Source organism: Saxibacter everestensis, from assembly GCF_025787225.1.
Classification (GTDB): Bacteria; Actinomycetota; Actinomycetes; order Actinomycetales; family Brevibacteriaceae; genus Saxibacter; species Saxibacter everestensis.
In genome coordinates this window covers 1,340,394-1,354,524 of record NZ_CP090958.1, presented here as the reverse complement: position 1 = coordinate 1,354,524, position 14,131 = coordinate 1,340,394, and the positions used below count along the sequence as shown (strand labels likewise).

The following is a 14,131-nucleotide window of genomic DNA, read 5'->3' as shown; positions in this document are numbered from 1 at the left end:
CGCGACAATTAAGCGAGGTCACCGTCTACGGGGTCGGGGCTGCTCAGCGTCCGATGGACGCGGTGCCGAGCTGGACGAGCTGCGGCTCCGGCGCGCAGCACGACCCGCCATTACTGGTCTCCTCGGGGGCATCGAACACGCCCGCACCGCCGCACACTCCCGTATCGGGGAGCACCAGGTCAACGCGCTCGGCCGCCTCGTAATCGCCGGCCAGCTCGGCGACGACGCTGCGGACCTGCTCGAAGCCCGTCAGCGCGAGGAACGTGGGCGCGCGCCCATAGGACTTCGCTCCGACAATGAAGAACCCCGGCTCCGGATGAGCAAGATCGGCAGCCCCGGTCGCGCGCACCGACCCGCAAGAATGGAGGTTCGGGTCCACTTCCACCGCTACCTTCGCGGGAGCCTGCAGCCGCACGTCCAGGTCGAGGCGGACTTCGGAGAGGAAAGACAGATCGGGCCGGAACCCGGTCAGCACGAACACCCGGTCCACCGCCTCCAGGCTTCGGCCATCCTCCGCGGTGAGCACGGCGCGGTCGCCGTCGAGAGTGAGGCGTTCGGTGCGGAACCCGGTAACCAGGTCCACGTGTCCGTCCGTGACGGCCTGCTTCGCGCGCTGGCCGAGCGCACCCCGCTCGGGCAGTTCGTCCGCCGTGGCGCCACCGAAGGTGTTCCCGACCGTGCCACGACGCAATACCCACGTCACCCGCGTCCCGGGGGATCGCTTCCGTAGCCGGGCCAGCAGCGTGATCGCGGTCGCCGCCGAGTGCCCGTTCCCGACCACCACGACGTGCCGACCGGCGAACTCGCGAGACTCCTCCATCGTGGGAATGCGGTATTCGAGGATGCCCGCCTCGTGCGCCGCCCGTTCACCGAGGGCAGGGAGCCCATCGGCTCCGGCCGGATTCGGGGTGCGCAAGGTGCCGGAGGCATCGATGACCGCAGATGTTTCGATCCGCTCCTCGCTCCCGGCCGCGTTCTGGACGTGGACGACGAATGGCTGAGTTTCGCGTCCGGCGTCCACAGACAGATCGCGGCCCTTCCGTCCGACCCCGACGACCCGCGCACCGTACCGTACGGTCGCCGAGCGCGTCTGCGAGCGGGGCCAGGTAGTGCTCGATCCACTGCGCGCCGGTCGGATATCCCGACTCGGTAGCCTGCCATCCGGCCTTTTCCAGCAGGCGACGGCTCGCGGTGTCGACCAGCTCCGGCCAGGGCGAGAACAGGCGCACATGCCCCCACTCCGCCACCGCCGACGCAGGCCCGTTCCCGGCTTCGAGCACGAGCGGTTCCAGTCCACGATCCGCCAGATGGGCAGCCGCGGCCAGCCCCTGCGGGCCAGCACCGATGACAACGACAGGACGCATGCCGATCCTCCATTCATTGATGTTCTTCGATACATCGAGCCTGCCTGTCACATCGACATATGTCAATACAACGGGCAGAATGGAATTTATGACGCCCGTCGAGACCACCGCATCCGCCAGTCCGACCAACTCCTGCTGCACACCTGTGGCGGAGGCCATGGTGGATGAGGAAACTGCGCAGCAACTCGCGAAGGTGTTCAAGGCTCTCGGCGATCCCACCCGCGTGAAGCTCCTCTCCCTGATCACCACCAGTGCAGACGGCGAGATGTGCGTGTGCGACCTCACCGATCCCGTCGGCTTATCCCAGCCAACGGTGTCGCACCACATGAAGCTCCTCGTGGAAGCCGGGCTCGTCGCCCGCGAGCAACGCGGCCGCTGGGCCTACTACCACCCCACCATCGACACGCTCACCGAAGCCGCTCAGACGCTGATCGCGCAGTGACCAGCGCGCAATACCGGCCGATGGACCCGACCGACTGGCCCGCGGTCGAAGCGATCTTCCGGGACGGGATAGCCACCGGTCACGCCACCTTCGAAGCCAAGCCGCCCGCCACCTGGGAAGCGTTCGACGCAGGCAAGCACCCCGACCTCCGCCTCGTTGCCGTCGACGAGGACGCCACGCTGCTCGGCTGGGCCGCCGCCAGCCAGATATCGTCCCGCGAGGTCTACCGGGGCGTGGTCGAACACTCCATCTACATCCACCCCGACGCCCACGGCGCAGGCGTCGGCACCGGTCTCCTGACCGCGTTCATCGCCCTCGCCGACGAAGCTGGCGTCTGGACAATCCAGTCCTCGATCTTCCCCGAGAACACTGCCAGTCGCCGCCTCCACGAACGCCACGGCTTCCGCACAGTCGGCCGACGAGAACGCATCGCCCAGATGACCTATGGCCCACTCGCCGGTCACTGGCGCGACACGATCCTGATCGAACGCCGCAGCCCCTGACGCCACGGGCACGTCAGCACCAGAAACTTCTCTCCGGTATCGGCAGGGTCAGCCACTCGGGTCCAGCAGCCTGCGGATGCACTGATATTCGGTCGCCACCAGGTCACGAAGGTCTTCCCGGCACAAGTCGCCGCCGTGACGGAGCGTCCATTCATCCAGCGCCCGCAGCACGGCCAGCACCAGCTGGCTCTGCAGGGAAATCGGCAGGTCGTCACGCACCGTCCCGGACCGACGGCCGACCGCGAGCACCTCGTGCAGCCACCCCTCGATGGCTTCGGACGCCTCCGACAGCGCGCTCTCCGCATCGGCCGGCGCACCGGAGAGATAGAACATTCTTCCGAGCTGGGTGAACCCGACCTCGAGCGCGGAAGCCGCAGTCAAACGATCGACGAGGCGCTCCGCCTGCGTCCAGAACGCCCCGCCGGCAAAATCCTGGGGCAACGGAATGCGCACCTCGGCAACAAGAGCCTGGCCGAGGTCACGGATGACCAGGTCAAACAATTCCTGCTTTGAGCGAATGAAGTGGTAAAACGAGCTCTTGCTCAACCCGCAGTCGCGGATGATCCGGTTGAGCGACGCCTGCTCGTATCCGACGGAGGCGAAGTGCTCCGCCGCCGTCCGCACCAGACGTTCCCTCCGGTCGGCAGACATGTTCCCGGCTTCACTCGACATGGAAGTCACCATATCAAGGCTCTGGACTGCCTGGTCCAATCGCTGCTACCGTCGTGTGGACCACCTAGTCCACTACTTGCGAGGGAACAATGATGCTGGAAGAAGCAAGCCTCACCGAGCAAGCTGCCGCCGGGCAGAACGATCCGCTTCGGGTTCTGATAGTCGGCGCAGGAATCGCCGGAATCACCATCGCTCAGCTGCTTCGACGCAATGGACTGCACCCGACGCTGGTGGAGCGGTCCGCGCAGAAGGCCGGCGCCGGATACATGCTGGCCCTGATGCCGATGGTCGACCCGGCCATCGCGGATCTCAGCTTGCGCGAAGCCTACCTCGACCGCAGCACTCCCATTCGGCGATTCGGATTCCGTTCACACACCGGCGCCGCATTGCGCGAGGACACACTCGAGGACATGGTTGACCGTTATGGTGACTACCGAGGCATCAGCAGGGCAGAACTCATCGAGACACTCTCGCTCGGAGGGTGCCCGGTCGCCTTCAACACGACGGTGACGTCGCTTCAGGAAGCGCCGGGCGGAACGCGCGTCACCCTGTCCTCGGCGGGCGAACAACGAGAGCGGGAGTTCGACCTGGTGATTGCCGCCGACGGTGTCAACTCGACGACCCGCGCGCTCATCCTCGGCGAACAAGAGCCGATCGATCGCGTCGACACGCAGTGGGGCGGCTGGGTGGCGTGGATTCGAGCAGACGACGAGAGCGACCTCGGCGAGGAACTCTGGGGAGCCGGCTTCTTCGTCGGCAGCTATCCGGTGGCCGGCAAGCTCGGCGTGTTCGTCGGCGGTCCGCGCAAGGAAACCGCGGTCGGCCCTGCGGACTTCGCTACGAAGCTGCAGGCGAACATCCGCACCCTCGGCGGACGAGTCGAGGACGCGCTGAACGCGATAGTCGACGGCGAGGACGTCTTCTACTGGCCGCTGATCGACGCCCGGGCACCACGGTGGTCAAAGGGTAGAGCTATTTTGCTCGGTGATGCCGCCGCCGGGTTCCTGCCGACGGCCGGGATTGGAGCGGGAATGGCAATGGAGTCGGCATGGGTGCTCGCCCGCATCCTGCGACACGCCGGCCCAGCCACTATCCCTGGCTTGCTGCGCGGATACGAAACGGCACAGCGACCGCGGGTCGAAGCCGGCCAGGACACCTCTCGCCGGCTCGCACGTGTGATGTTCCGCCGGAGCAGGCTGCTCGCCGGCGCCCGCGATGTGTTGGTGAAACAGGTGAGCGTGCAGGCCATGCTGAAGCCTGTTCAACAAATCCTCGACCACAAACCGGAGCCAGACCGGGTGGCGGCGGAATGGACCTAGTTCCGCTCGGCCGGGATCCTCGACATCAGACTGCGAGCCGCGTCGATGGCGAGTAGCCGGTCGTGAGTCAGGATGAAATCGAAACGCCGCTCGTTCTCCGGCCCGGAATCGCCGAGATCGTGTGCGGCGAGCAAGGTCGACCAGTCCGGGCCGATGACGACTATCGTCCACTCCTTGCGGACCGGATCAGAGGTATCGAGCGGGCCGCCGCGGGTGAGCGGCACCGGTGCTTCATCCAGATCTCCCGCGACCATCACGACCATTGCCAGCTGCTCGGCCAGCGTGCGGTAGCGTTCCTTGGTCTCCTGGGTTATGTACTCCGCCTCCTGGAATCCGGCAAGCAGGATTGTCGCCGAGCCCAGGCTTAACGCCCGCTGCTCAATAGATTTGCTGATCTCGATCAGCAGGGCCTTCGTAGCCCGACGTGGTTCGAGCGAGCCGACCGCCAGCGCGTACGGGCTGAGATGCGGGCTGGAATTGCGGGAGCCATGCCGCCTCAGCACATCGTCCTTCAGCCCCGCGGCGGGCACCGTCGGCGTCGCGGTGCTCGGAGCGAAGTAGTCACCTCGCCCCAGCTGGGCGCCGAGTGCGCGCGCCATCGAGAGCCCCTGAGAATCTGAAATTCCGTCGGCAAGGATCACCGCGCCGGTCCGCTCCGCGTGCGCGGTCACCAGGTTGATCACCTCGGCCACATGACGGGACGGCCCCTGCCGCAGCAGACTCGGATGCAGACAGATAACCGCCGGATTGATCAACGGCAGGAACGCACACGACGCAAAGTCATGACCGACCCCGCGCATCGCGATGCCCCAACCGAGCGAACGGGCCTGATTGATTGCCCGAAGAACCTGAGCGGGGTGGGTTTTCAGCGTCGACGACTCGAGCTGCAGCACAACGGATCGGTCGGCCTCGTTCGTGCGATCCTCAAGTGTCGCGAATGACTCGATCTCGGCATCGATGAAGATCCGGGTCTTCGGCAGCAGCGACAGCGTTCCCGCCGTTTCCAGTGCGAAGAACCGGCTGGCGGCATCCAGATCGCCGACCATATCGGAGTCCCGGATCGCGGCGCGGATACGGTCGGCATCGCGCAACTCGGAGCCCTCGGCGGTATGCAGCGCTTCGTACGCCAGTACTCGGTGTGATTCGAGTTCAACGAGCGGACGAAACAAGGTTCGAAGACGCCCGGCCCGGATGATTCGCTTGAGCTCATCCGAATCAGTTGCATCGACCTCAGTCAGACTCAATTTTTCCCCCGGTGCGTCCGCGAACGCGAATCAATCTTGGCTGGCAGGTGATCACGGACGTCGTCCTCTTCCGCCGTCGGCATGGACTCAACCACTGTAAACGGGGTGGCTGACGCAAAGACAAAGCTTCCGCTACGAGCTGAGCCGGACGCGCCAAACAGATCAGGCATACAGCGGCCCGCCTCGGGGTCGGCCGGCCACCAGTTCGGTGTCGACGCCAAGCGCCCCGACCCGCTCGGCTCCGCCGGGAGCGCCGAGTGCCCTGATCCTTCCGGGCAACGGAAGCGCGAAGAACCGTGCGTTGTCGTCAACCCATTGCCGCCAGTCGTCAGGGATGTCATCGTCGAAGTAAATCGCGCGCACCGGGCACACCGGTTCGCAGGCTCCGCAGTCGATGCACTCGTCCGGCTGGATGTACAGCGAGCGCTCGCCGGTGTAGATGCAATCGACCGGGCAGGCCTCAACGCACGCCTTGTCGACAACGTCGATACACGGGCCGGCGATGACGAAGGTCACTTGCAACCTCTCTCCTGCTTGGCACGAGATTTACCCAAACTATAGCCTGCGAACCGGCCGGATGGACCTCGGCGCGGAATAGCCTGCACGTCTTGGGGAGCCGCCCGATGGCGATCAATCTTTCGAAGAATCTGGTCAGGATGATCCGGCATCCGGAGCATCCGGAGCATCCGGAGCGTCCGGCACCCAGTTCATCCCGTAGACGTACGGTGACACAGATTCGCCGGTGAAAACGTACTCGCCGCCCGGTGCGGATATCGGCGTGGCGTCGTCGCGGCTCTCACGCAGTTCGATCTCGCCGTCACGCGGGCCGCCAGTTAGAACGTACTTGAACATGCCAGTCCCGATCCCTTCGGTTTCGTTCCGTTCACGCAGCCTACCCCTGCGACCCCGCCCGGACGCTGGAACCGCGGGTCACTACCGAGAGCCCGGAACCGCGGTCACTGGTCACTGCCCACAGTCGGGAACCGCGGTTCACTGCCCAGAGTCGGGAACCGCGGCGCTAAGGATCCGCGCGACATCTTCTGTGCCGTAGTGATACACCTCGGCGCCGTCGTCGGGAGCCGGACAGTCAATCACCACCGTACGGGGTAACGCTCCCGGCGGCAGATCGACCAGGGTCATTGCGGTGCCGCGTACCGCCCGCTCATGACCGGCAGCGACGGTGACATCCGTGCGGTTGGCAATCCCCGGAGTCACCACGACCGGAATGCCGGCCAGGGAATCGTTGAGCTGGTGATGGTAGTGCCCGGCCAGCACCAGGCGGACGTCCGAGCCGCTCAGCACCTGCGCGAGCTCTGCGGGATTCCTAAGCTTCAACGCCTGATGGAGCGCCGTCATCGGTTGCACCGGCGGATGATGCAGGACAAGTAGCGTGCCATCGGCCGCCGGAACCGCAAGTTGTCGAGCCAGCCAGCCCAGCTGGCCGGGAGAAATTTCACCATAGCCGGCGCCCGGAACGGACGTGTCAAGCGTTATCACCCGTAGGCCCCCGACCTGGCTGACGCCGTCGATCGGCATTCCGTCCGAGATCTGGCCGGGATCTACCGCGGCCGAGCCGCCGTCGCGGGTGTGCCGAGCGGGATGCCCGTTGCCGAGTACCCGAGAGAATTTGTCCCGATCATCATGGTTGCCCATCGCGTACACGACGCAGGCGCCTCGGCTGAAGGCCCAAGGCTCGACGATCGAGCGCACATTTTCATAGGACTCGATCGATCCGTCGTCCGATAGATCTCCTGAGCCAACCACGATATCGACATGGTCAACGTCCGCCGCGGCGTCGAATGCCAGGCGCAGCGCTGCCGCGGTGTCGACCTGCCCGTGGTGCAAGCCACCATCGGCGACGAGATGCGGGTCGGAAAAGTGCAGTATCCGGTAGGTGCGATTCACACGTGAACTCCCCGTAGTCTGTCCCTCGATGCCCAGCCTACCGGCCGGCTGCAGTGTCCCTTCTTGAACCTGATACTCGCGCCGTTGGCCGTCCGGAAACGATTAACGCTTCCATCGTTATCCAATAGTTGTCCGGCACCCTCCCGGCCGCGAAATCACTTGGCTTCGGACGACGACCATCTGCCAACCGCAGCGGTCAACCGCGGCCGAACCGGTCATCCCAGCGATCCGCGCCGGATTTTCTCGCTAGTGTGGCATGGCCGAAACAGAAGCGATTTCCAGATTCGAACTAACGTGAACTCAAGGTGGGGACTATGACAACGTGTTGAATTTCCTTGGAAGTCGTCTCGATCAAATCGTCTTCTCCTCATGGCAGCATTTCAGCCTGGTTGTTCAATGCCTCATCCTCGCCAGCGTGATCGCGGTAGGTCTTGCCGCCCTGGTCTACCGGAACAAGGCACTGACCTCGGCGGCGAACAGCGTCTCCGCGATCGGCCTGACAATCCCGTCCTTCGCGCTGATCGGCATCCTGATCGGTCCGGTCGGCTTCGGTGTCGTCCCGGCCGTTATCGTTGTCACTTTCTTTGCCGCGCTTCCGATCCTTCGGAACGCCGTCGTCGGGCTGGGCGGCGTGGACGCCTCGCTGGTTGAATCCGCGCGCGGGATCGGGATGAGCCGGCTTCGGACGCTGATCCGCGTCGAACTGCCGATGGCCTGGCCGGTGATCCTCGCAGGCATAAGGGTTTCAGCGCAGATGGTGATGGGCATTGCCGCCGTTGCCGCCTACGCACTGGGCCCCGGCCTTGGGGGTCTGATCTTCTCCGGTCTCTCCCGGCTCGGTGGCGCGAATTCGCTCGAATCGGTGGTCACCGCAGTGATCGGCGTCGTCATCCTGGCCTTTGTCCTTGATCTTTTGCTCGTCGGCCTCGGCCGCCTGACCATCCCGCGAGGTATCCGTGTCTGATCCCCTTTCAATCCAAGCTGATTCACCAGAGGTCAGCGGCGCAAGCATCCTGCTCGACCAGGTGACCAAACGGTTTCCCGGCCAGAAGACCCCCGCGGTCGACGGGATCACTCTGGAAATCCCGGCCGGTAAGATCGTCATGCTCGTTGGGCCTTCGGGGTGCGGCAAAACGACAACCCTGAAGATGATCAACAGGTTGATTGAACCCAGCGACGGTCGAATCGTCCTCGGCGACGACGATGTCACCCGGATCGACGGCGACGAACTGCGCCGGCGGATAGGCTACGTGATCCAGGCCGGCGGACTGTTCCCGCACATGACGGTTGCGACGAACATCGGCATCGTGCCCAAAATGCTCGGCTGGAGCAAGGAGCGGATAGCCGCCCGGGTCGATGAACTGCTCGAGCTGGTGTCGCTGGACCCGGCGCAATACCGGGACAGATTCCCGAAGGAGCTGTCCGGTGGCCAGCAGCAGCGCGTCGGCGTCGCCCGGGCGCTCGCTGCCGACCCGCCGGTGTTGTTGATGGACGAACCGTTCGGCGCCGTCGACCCGATCACCCGGCAACGGCTGCAGGACGAACTAATCCGGATTCAGGACGAGTTGCAGAAGACGATCGTCTGCGTCACCCACGACTTCGATGAGGCGGTCAAACTCGGCGACTGGATCGTGGTGTTCTCCGAGGGCGCGAAAATCGTCCAGTACGACACTCCGGAGCGAATCCTGGCCGAGCCGGCAAACGACTTCGTCGAGAGCTTCATCGGCTCCGGCGCCGGTCTCAAACAGCTCACCCTGAACCGGGTCGACGACGTGGACCTGACCGAAGCCGTCGTCGGCCGCCCAGGCGACTCCGCTGCCGGGATCACACAACGGGTCAAACAGGCCGGGCACCGGAACGCCGTGATCGTCGATGACCGCGAACGGCCGATCCAGTGGCTCTCGCTGCGCCAGCTGGACCGGCTTGAATCGATCGGCAGCGCCGTCGATGCCAAACTGCCGATCGTCGGCAACCGGGCCACGCTCAATGACGCACTTGACACCATGCTGGTCTCAAGTATGGGAGCGGCCATCGTCACCGGACGGCGGGACCGGCTGCTCGGCCTGATCGATGTCGAGACGGTGATGGGCGCCATCACCGCCGCGCGTGCACAGGCTGCTGCAGCCGGCGACGACGACTCCCCCGTCGGCACCAACAGCGGCACAGCCGTTCCGGCAACCGAAGGCGGTGCATCGTCCGGTGACTAGTAACACGGCTGCGGACACCGAGGCGAGCGTCGAAGCCGTAGGCGGCGCGCATACCTGGCGTGGGTTGCTCATTCAACCGATCGCGATACTGGCGATTCTCGCCGTCTTCATCCTCTGGCTATTGAACGCCCAGCTCACCGAGACTGAGCTCACGACGCTGGCCCCGGCCGCACTGTGGGGACTCACGCTTCAGCACCTGAAGCTCACCTTCGTCTCTGCCGTGATCGTGCTGCTTATCGCCATCCCGCTGGGCGTCGCCCTGACCCGGAAACCTCTGCGGCGGCTTACCGGACCGGTGATGGCGATAGCGAACGTCGGCCAGGCCGCGCCGGCGATCGGTCTGATCGTACTTCTCGCGTTCTGGCTGGACTTCTCCTTCCGGGCAGCCGTCGTCGCGCTGGTCGTGTACGCCGTACTCCCGGTGCTGCGAAACACAATGGTCGGGCTCGACGGCGTCGACGCACGCCTGGTCGAGGCCGGCCGCGGCATGGGCATGAGCGCGCTTGCGGTGCTGTTCAGGGTTGAACTGCCGCTGGCCGTCCCGGTGATGCTGGCCGGAATCCGAACGGCGCTCGTGCTTCTGGTCGGCACCGCGGCACTTGCCGCATTCATCAACGGCGGCGGACTCGGACTGCTGATCACCACCGGCGTCAACCTGTACCTGAACAAGGTGCTGGTTTCAGGCGCACTGCTGATTGCCTTGCTGGCACTGACCATCGACTGGCTTGGCCGGGTCGTAGAACACATTGCTCGACCGAAGGGACTGTAGAGGATGACCAGCCACGGCAAGCAGCTCGGCGCCGTCCTGGCCGGGATCTGCGCCATCGCGCTCGCCGGCTGCGGTCTGCAGCCGGCCACTTCCATCGTCGCCGAAGCCGGCCCGGGGTCGATCCGGCAAGTCGAACTGCCGGAGGACGCCGAGATCACCGTCACCGCAAAGAACTTCACCGAGCAGCTCATTCTGGGCAAGATCGGCGTCATCGCCGCGAAAGCCGCCGGCTTCGAGGTCGAGGACATGACGAATGTTCCGGGCAGCCAGCCGGTCCGGGAGCTGATGGTGTCCGGTCGCGCCGATATGACCTGGGAGTACACCGGCACGGCCTGGCTGACCTATCTGGCAGAAGCCGAAGGCATACCGGACCAACAGGAGCAATGGCAGGCGGTGCACGATGCCGACCTGAAGAACGGTCTCACCTGGGAAATGCCCGCGCCGCTCAACAACACGTACGCGTTCGCGATGCCAAGGGAGACCTCGGAAAAGCTCGGGGTGACCAAGTTGTCCCAAATCGCCGAGCTGCCTAAGGAACAGCGAACGTTCTGCATCGAGTCCGAATTCAACTCACGGGCTGACGGTTTCAATCCAATGCTCGAGCACTATGGAATGTCCCGCGGCGATTCCGGCGACGTCCCGAACGCGAACGTCGAGATACTCGACACAGGTGCGGTCTACACTGCCACCGACCAGGGACTATGCAACTTCGGCGAGGTTTTTGCCTCTGATGGCCGGATCCAGTCGCTCGATCTCGTCGTGCTGGAAGACGATGAGAAGTTCTTCCCCGCCTACAACGCCGCGGCGGTGTTCCGCACAGAGACACTGGAAACCTACCCCGAGCTGTCGGACATCTTCGGCCAGATCTCGCCGAAACTCACCACCGAGGCACTGCAGGCGCTCAATCGCAAGGTCGACGTGGACGGCGAAGAACCCGCCGATGTCGCCTATGACTGGATGGTTGAAGAAGGGCTGATCACGAGGCCGTGAGCCGCTTTCCTTTTCGCCGCTGCGCAAATAACTGCCTCCAACTCGTCGACCACATCGGCCACTGGTCGGCCGGCGTCGATCCGGTAGAAGTCGTCGAAGTCGCTCAGTTGACGGTAGGCGGCGTCAAGTTCGCACAGCATGGCAAGGGGCTCGGTGTCTATTCCGCGAGCCAGAATCCTGGCATGTGCCTGCCGGGGTGATATGTCGAAGAACACGATCACATCTGGCCTGGGCAGCGTCGTGAGCAACCATTGCAGGAACGGGCTGCTGTGCAGCCCACGCATCCGCCGGAGTGCGATCTGGCAGTGGATGTACCGGTCGAAAACCACCAGGCCGTCGCGCCGACGCGATTGAACAGCCGAACGGATCACCGCGAGCGACCTGGTAACCGTCTCGATCACGGTGAGGCCCTGGCTGCCGAGGGCCGCCTCGGCCGTGCTGTTGAATCTGCGCGCCACATTGTCCAGAGTTTTGCGTCCACCCGGATGCCGGTAGAGGGACGCCGCGTCACCCCGAGCCCGGCTGCGCCGCACCAGACTGCGCGCCACCGTTGTCTTTCCGGCGCCATCGATCCCGAGTAGCGCGACCGAGAATCGGTGTCTCCTGCCGGCTTCGCTGCTCATTACTTCCCCTGGGCTGTCATCGATGGCTGGTGCCCCATCCTGCCAAACCGCGCTGTGCGATCCCTGAGTGGCCACTGAATGATTTCGTCCAGGAGGCGTAAGCACGGCGTATTGGTTCGACGGGACAGCGTTAGGAACCCGTTAGAACCGCCGTTTTATCGCGACGGCGGGTATCTAATCGTCGATGTACTGACCTGGTGCGCTACACGCCCACCGGGATCGTAAAAACTACGCTACTGGGAGTTTCCTTGCTTGACCTCGTATACGTTCTCGGCACCATCGCCGTGTTCGTGCTAGTTAGCCTCGTCGGACGAGGGGTCGAAAAACTGTGATCGTCTTCGACATTCTTGCCGCTGCATTGGGCGTGGCCACAATCGTGTATCTGGTTATCGCCCTGCTGAAACCGGAGCGCTTCTGATGCAGATCTGGTTCGCAATCGCATCGTTTCTCGCCGTCGCCACAATTCTCGCCGCCGTATACCGGCCACTCGGCGACTATATGGCTACCGTTTACACAGGCCGAAAGCACCTCGCGGTCGAGCGTGGCTTCTACCGGCTGATCGGCGTTGACCATGAGTCGGAGCAGTCTTGGCGCTCATACCTGCGCGGGGTGCTGGCCTTCTCGGTGACGGGCCTCCTGGTCCTCTACCTATTGCAGCGGGCTCAGCCGCTCCTGCCCTATGCGCTCGGGCTGCCGTCCGTGCCCGAAGGCCTGGCGTTCAACACCGCAGCGTCGTTCGTCGCCAACACGAACTGGCAGTCGTACTCCCCCGAGCAGACCATGGGCTACACAGTCCAGCTCGTCGGGCTCACCGTGCAGAACTTCGTCTCTGCCGCGGTCGGCATCGCCGTGGCGATGACGCTGGTGCGCGGATTCGCCTATCGCAGGAAGGGCGTGGTCGGGAACTTCTGGGTGGATCTTACCCGCGGCACGCTCCGGCTGCTGTTGCCTTTGGCCGTGATCGGCGCCGTGGTTCTGATTGCCGGCGGCGTCATCCAGAACTTCAACGGCTTCACGACGCTCGACACCGTAAGCGGCGGGACTCAGAGCGTCCCGGGCGGCCCCGTTGCCTCCCAGGAAGTCATCAAGCTGCTTGGCACCAACGGTGGCGGCTTTTTCAATGCGAACTCCTCGCATCCGTTCGAGAACCCCACCGCCTGGATCAATCTGTTCGAGGTGGTGCTAATGCTGGCAATTCCGTTCAGCCTGCCGCGAACCTTCGGAACTATAGTCGGCGACAAGCGCCAGGGATACGCAATTCTCGCCGCGATGGCGACGATTTACCTGGTCTCTCTCAGCCTTCTGACCATCATCGAGCTGAATGGCGCCGGAACAGGACCTGAGGCAGCCGGTGGAGCGATGGAAGGTAAGGAAGCCCGATTTGGAATCCCTGGATCAACCCTGTTCGCAACCACGAGCACGCTGACCTCCACCGGTGCGGTGAACTCGATGCACGACAGCTACACGGCCGTCGGCGGCATGATGCCGATGCTGAATATGATGCTGGGAGAAGTGGCTCCCGGCGGTGTCGGCTCCGGCCTCTACGGCATGTTGATCCTCGCGATCGTCACCGTATTCATCGCGGGACTTCTCGTCGGACGGACGCCGGAATACCTGGGCAAGAAGATCGGGTCCCGCGAAATAAAGCTGGCGTGCCTCTACATTCTGACCATGCCGACACTCGTGCTGGCCGGGACTGCGCTGAGCTTCGGCATCCCGGCGATCCGGCAGGATGTGGAGAGCACGTCGATTGCGAACCCGGGAATCCACGGCTTCTCTGAAGTGCTGTACGCCTTCACCTCGGCCGCCAACAACAACGGTTCAGCCTTCGCCGGCCTGACCGCGGATACACCGTGGTTCAACACGGCACTCGGCATCGCAATGCTGGTCGGCCGCTTCCTGCCAATGGTGTTCGTCCTCGCTCTGGCCGGTTCTTTTGCCGCGCAGGGCAAGGTGCCGGTGACCGTTGGCACCCTACCCACTCATCGAGCGCAGGCCGTGTCGATGCTGTGCGGTGTCACCGTCCTGGTCACCGCACTCACCTTTTTCCCAGTACTGGCTCTGGGCCCGTTAGCAGAAGGACTGCAGTAAAC

15 protein-coding genes and 1 pseudogene are annotated in these 14,131 nt (G+C 64.2%); 9 read left to right on the top strand and 7 right to left on the bottom strand.

Annotated elements, in window-relative coordinates; genetic code table 11:
• Nucleotides 1-43: 43 nt before the first annotated feature.
• Nucleotides 44-1,364, bottom strand: a pseudogene (locus tag LWF01_RS06525) (FAD-dependent oxidoreductase).
• Between the two features lie 88 nt (nucleotides 1,365-1,452).
• Here LWF01_RS06525 and LWF01_RS06520 point away from each other — a divergent pair.
• Together LWF01_RS06520 and LWF01_RS06515 are read left to right on the top strand one after the other, a co-directional pair.
• Nucleotides 1,453-1,806, top strand: a complete 354-nt coding sequence (locus tag LWF01_RS06520; RefSeq protein WP_349640230.1) for an ArsR/SmtB family transcription factor — start codon at nucleotides 1,453-1,455, stop codon at nucleotides 1,804-1,806.
• 20 nt (nucleotides 1,807-1,826) lie between these two features.
• Complete coding sequence (locus LWF01_RS06515) at nucleotides 1,827-2,309, top strand: GNAT family N-acetyltransferase (protein ID WP_349640841.1); 483 nt, start codon at nucleotides 1,827-1,829, stop codon at nucleotides 2,307-2,309.
• A 48-nt stretch (nucleotides 2,310-2,357) separates the two neighbouring features.
• Here LWF01_RS06515 and LWF01_RS06510 read toward each other — a convergent pair whose 3' ends face one another.
• Complete coding sequence (locus LWF01_RS06510) at nucleotides 2,358-2,981, bottom strand: TetR/AcrR family transcriptional regulator (protein ID WP_349640229.1); 624 nt, start codon at nucleotides 2,979-2,981, stop codon at nucleotides 2,358-2,360.
• A gap of 89 nt (nucleotides 2,982-3,070) precedes the next feature.
• On the opposite strand from LWF01_RS06510, the gene LWF01_RS06505 reads away from it, so the two are divergent.
• Nucleotides 3,071-4,300 carry an FAD-dependent oxidoreductase gene (locus LWF01_RS06505; protein ID WP_349640228.1) on the top strand — a complete coding sequence of 410 codons (1,230 nt, stop codon included), beginning with the start codon at nucleotides 3,071-3,073 and terminating at the stop codon, nucleotides 4,298-4,300.
• Here LWF01_RS06505 and LWF01_RS06500 read toward each other — a convergent pair.
• The 4 genes from LWF01_RS06500 to LWF01_RS06485 all read right to left on the bottom strand — a co-directional run bounded on the left by LWF01_RS06500 (nucleotide 4,297) and on the right by LWF01_RS06485 (nucleotide 7,449).
• On the bottom strand, nucleotides 4,297-5,544 hold the full coding sequence (locus LWF01_RS06500; RefSeq protein WP_349640227.1) for an EAL domain-containing protein: 1,248 nt from the start codon (nucleotides 5,542-5,544) through the stop codon (nucleotides 4,297-4,299). The genes LWF01_RS06505 and LWF01_RS06500 overlap by 4 nt on opposite strands.
• 162 nt (nucleotides 5,545-5,706) lie before the next feature.
• Entirely contained in the window at nucleotides 5,707-6,060 is a 354-nt protein-coding gene (gene fdxA / locus LWF01_RS06495; RefSeq protein WP_349640226.1) for a ferredoxin, read from the bottom strand.
• Nucleotides 6,061-6,195: 135 nt separating this feature from the next.
• Nucleotides 6,196-6,396 carry a hypothetical protein gene (locus LWF01_RS06490; RefSeq protein ID WP_349640225.1) on the bottom strand — a complete coding sequence of 67 codons (201 nt, stop codon included), beginning with the start codon at nucleotides 6,394-6,396 and terminating at the stop codon, nucleotides 6,196-6,198.
• A 138-nt stretch (nucleotides 6,397-6,534) separates the two neighbouring features.
• The gene (locus LWF01_RS06485) at nucleotides 6,535-7,449 is read right to left on the bottom strand and encodes a metallophosphoesterase (protein ID WP_349640224.1); all 915 of its coding nucleotides are present in this window, start codon (nucleotides 7,447-7,449) and stop codon (nucleotides 6,535-6,537) included.
• A 322-nt stretch (nucleotides 7,450-7,771) separates the two neighbouring features.
• On the opposite strand from LWF01_RS06485, the gene LWF01_RS06480 reads away from it, so the two are divergent.
• Genes LWF01_RS06480 through LWF01_RS06465 form a run of 4 tightly spaced genes read left to right on the top strand, consistent with a single transcriptional unit; the run spans nucleotide 7,772 to nucleotide 11,415 of the window.
• The gene (locus tag LWF01_RS06480; RefSeq protein WP_349640223.1) at nucleotides 7,772-8,413 is read left to right on the top strand and encodes an ABC transporter permease; all 642 of its coding nucleotides are present in this window, start codon (nucleotides 7,772-7,774) and stop codon (nucleotides 8,411-8,413) included.
• A complete protein-coding gene (locus LWF01_RS06475; RefSeq protein WP_349640222.1) occupies nucleotides 8,406-9,656 on the top strand; it encodes an ABC transporter ATP-binding protein in 1,251 nt (416 codons plus the stop codon). Before LWF01_RS06480 ends, LWF01_RS06475 begins: the two co-directional genes overlap by 8 nt.
• A complete protein-coding gene (locus LWF01_RS06470) occupies nucleotides 9,649-10,425 on the top strand; it encodes an ABC transporter permease (protein ID WP_349640221.1) in 777 nt (258 codons plus the stop codon). Before LWF01_RS06475 ends, LWF01_RS06470 begins: the two co-directional genes overlap by 8 nt.
• A gap of 3 nt (nucleotides 10,426-10,428) precedes the next feature.
• Entirely contained in the window at nucleotides 10,429-11,415 is a 987-nt protein-coding gene (locus tag LWF01_RS06465) for a glycine betaine ABC transporter substrate-binding protein (RefSeq protein ID WP_349640220.1), read from the top strand.
• Here the strand turns inward: LWF01_RS06465 and LWF01_RS06460 are convergent.
• A complete protein-coding gene (locus tag LWF01_RS06460) occupies nucleotides 11,373-12,038 on the bottom strand; it encodes a dTMP kinase (protein ID WP_349640219.1) in 666 nt (221 codons plus the stop codon). The two genes, LWF01_RS06465 and LWF01_RS06460, sit on opposite strands and share 43 nt — an antisense overlap.
• A gap of 328 nt (nucleotides 12,039-12,366) precedes the next feature.
• On the opposite strand from LWF01_RS06460, the gene kdpF reads away from it, so the two are divergent.
• Together kdpF and kdpA are read left to right on the top strand one after the other, a co-directional pair.
• Nucleotides 12,367-12,456, top strand: a complete 90-nt coding sequence (gene kdpF / locus LWF01_RS06455) for a K(+)-transporting ATPase subunit F (protein ID WP_349640218.1) — start codon at nucleotides 12,367-12,369, stop codon at nucleotides 12,454-12,456.
• On the top strand, nucleotides 12,456-14,129 hold the full coding sequence (kdpA, locus tag LWF01_RS06450) for a potassium-transporting ATPase subunit KdpA (RefSeq protein ID WP_349640217.1): 1,674 nt from the start codon (nucleotides 12,456-12,458) through the stop codon (nucleotides 14,127-14,129). Before kdpF ends, kdpA begins: the two co-directional genes overlap by 1 nt.
• The last annotated feature ends 2 nt before the right edge of the window (nucleotides 14,130-14,131 follow it).

What these genes read in the sequence shown, in the direction of transcription:
- LWF01_RS06510 (WP_349640229.1), bottom strand. Translation starts at nt 2,981, where the DNA reads ATGTCGAGTGAAGCCGGGAACATGTCTGCCGACCGGAGGGAACGTCTG.
- LWF01_RS06460 (WP_349640219.1), bottom strand. Translation starts at nt 12,038, where the DNA reads ATGAGCAGCGAAGCCGGCAGGAGACACCGATTCTCGGTCGCGCTACTC.
- LWF01_RS06520 (WP_349640230.1), top strand. Translation starts at nt 1,453, where the DNA reads ATGACGCCCGTCGAGACCACCGCATCCGCCAGTCCGACCAACTCCTGC.
- LWF01_RS06505 (WP_349640228.1), top strand. Translation starts at nt 3,071, where the DNA reads ATGATGCTGGAAGAAGCAAGCCTCACCGAGCAAGCTGCCGCCGGGCAG.
- LWF01_RS06515 (WP_349640841.1), top strand. Translation starts at nt 1,827, where the DNA reads ATGGACCCGACCGACTGGCCCGCGGTCGAAGCGATCTTCCGGGACGGG.
- LWF01_RS06490 (WP_349640225.1), bottom strand. Translation starts at nt 6,396, where the DNA reads ATGTTCAAGTACGTTCTAACTGGCGGCCCGCGTGACGGCGAGATCGAA.
- LWF01_RS06465 (WP_349640220.1), top strand. Translation starts at nt 10,429, where the DNA reads ATGACCAGCCACGGCAAGCAGCTCGGCGCCGTCCTGGCCGGGATCTGC.
- kdpA (WP_349640217.1), top strand. Translation starts at nt 12,456, where the DNA reads ATGCAGATCTGGTTCGCAATCGCATCGTTTCTCGCCGTCGCCACAATT.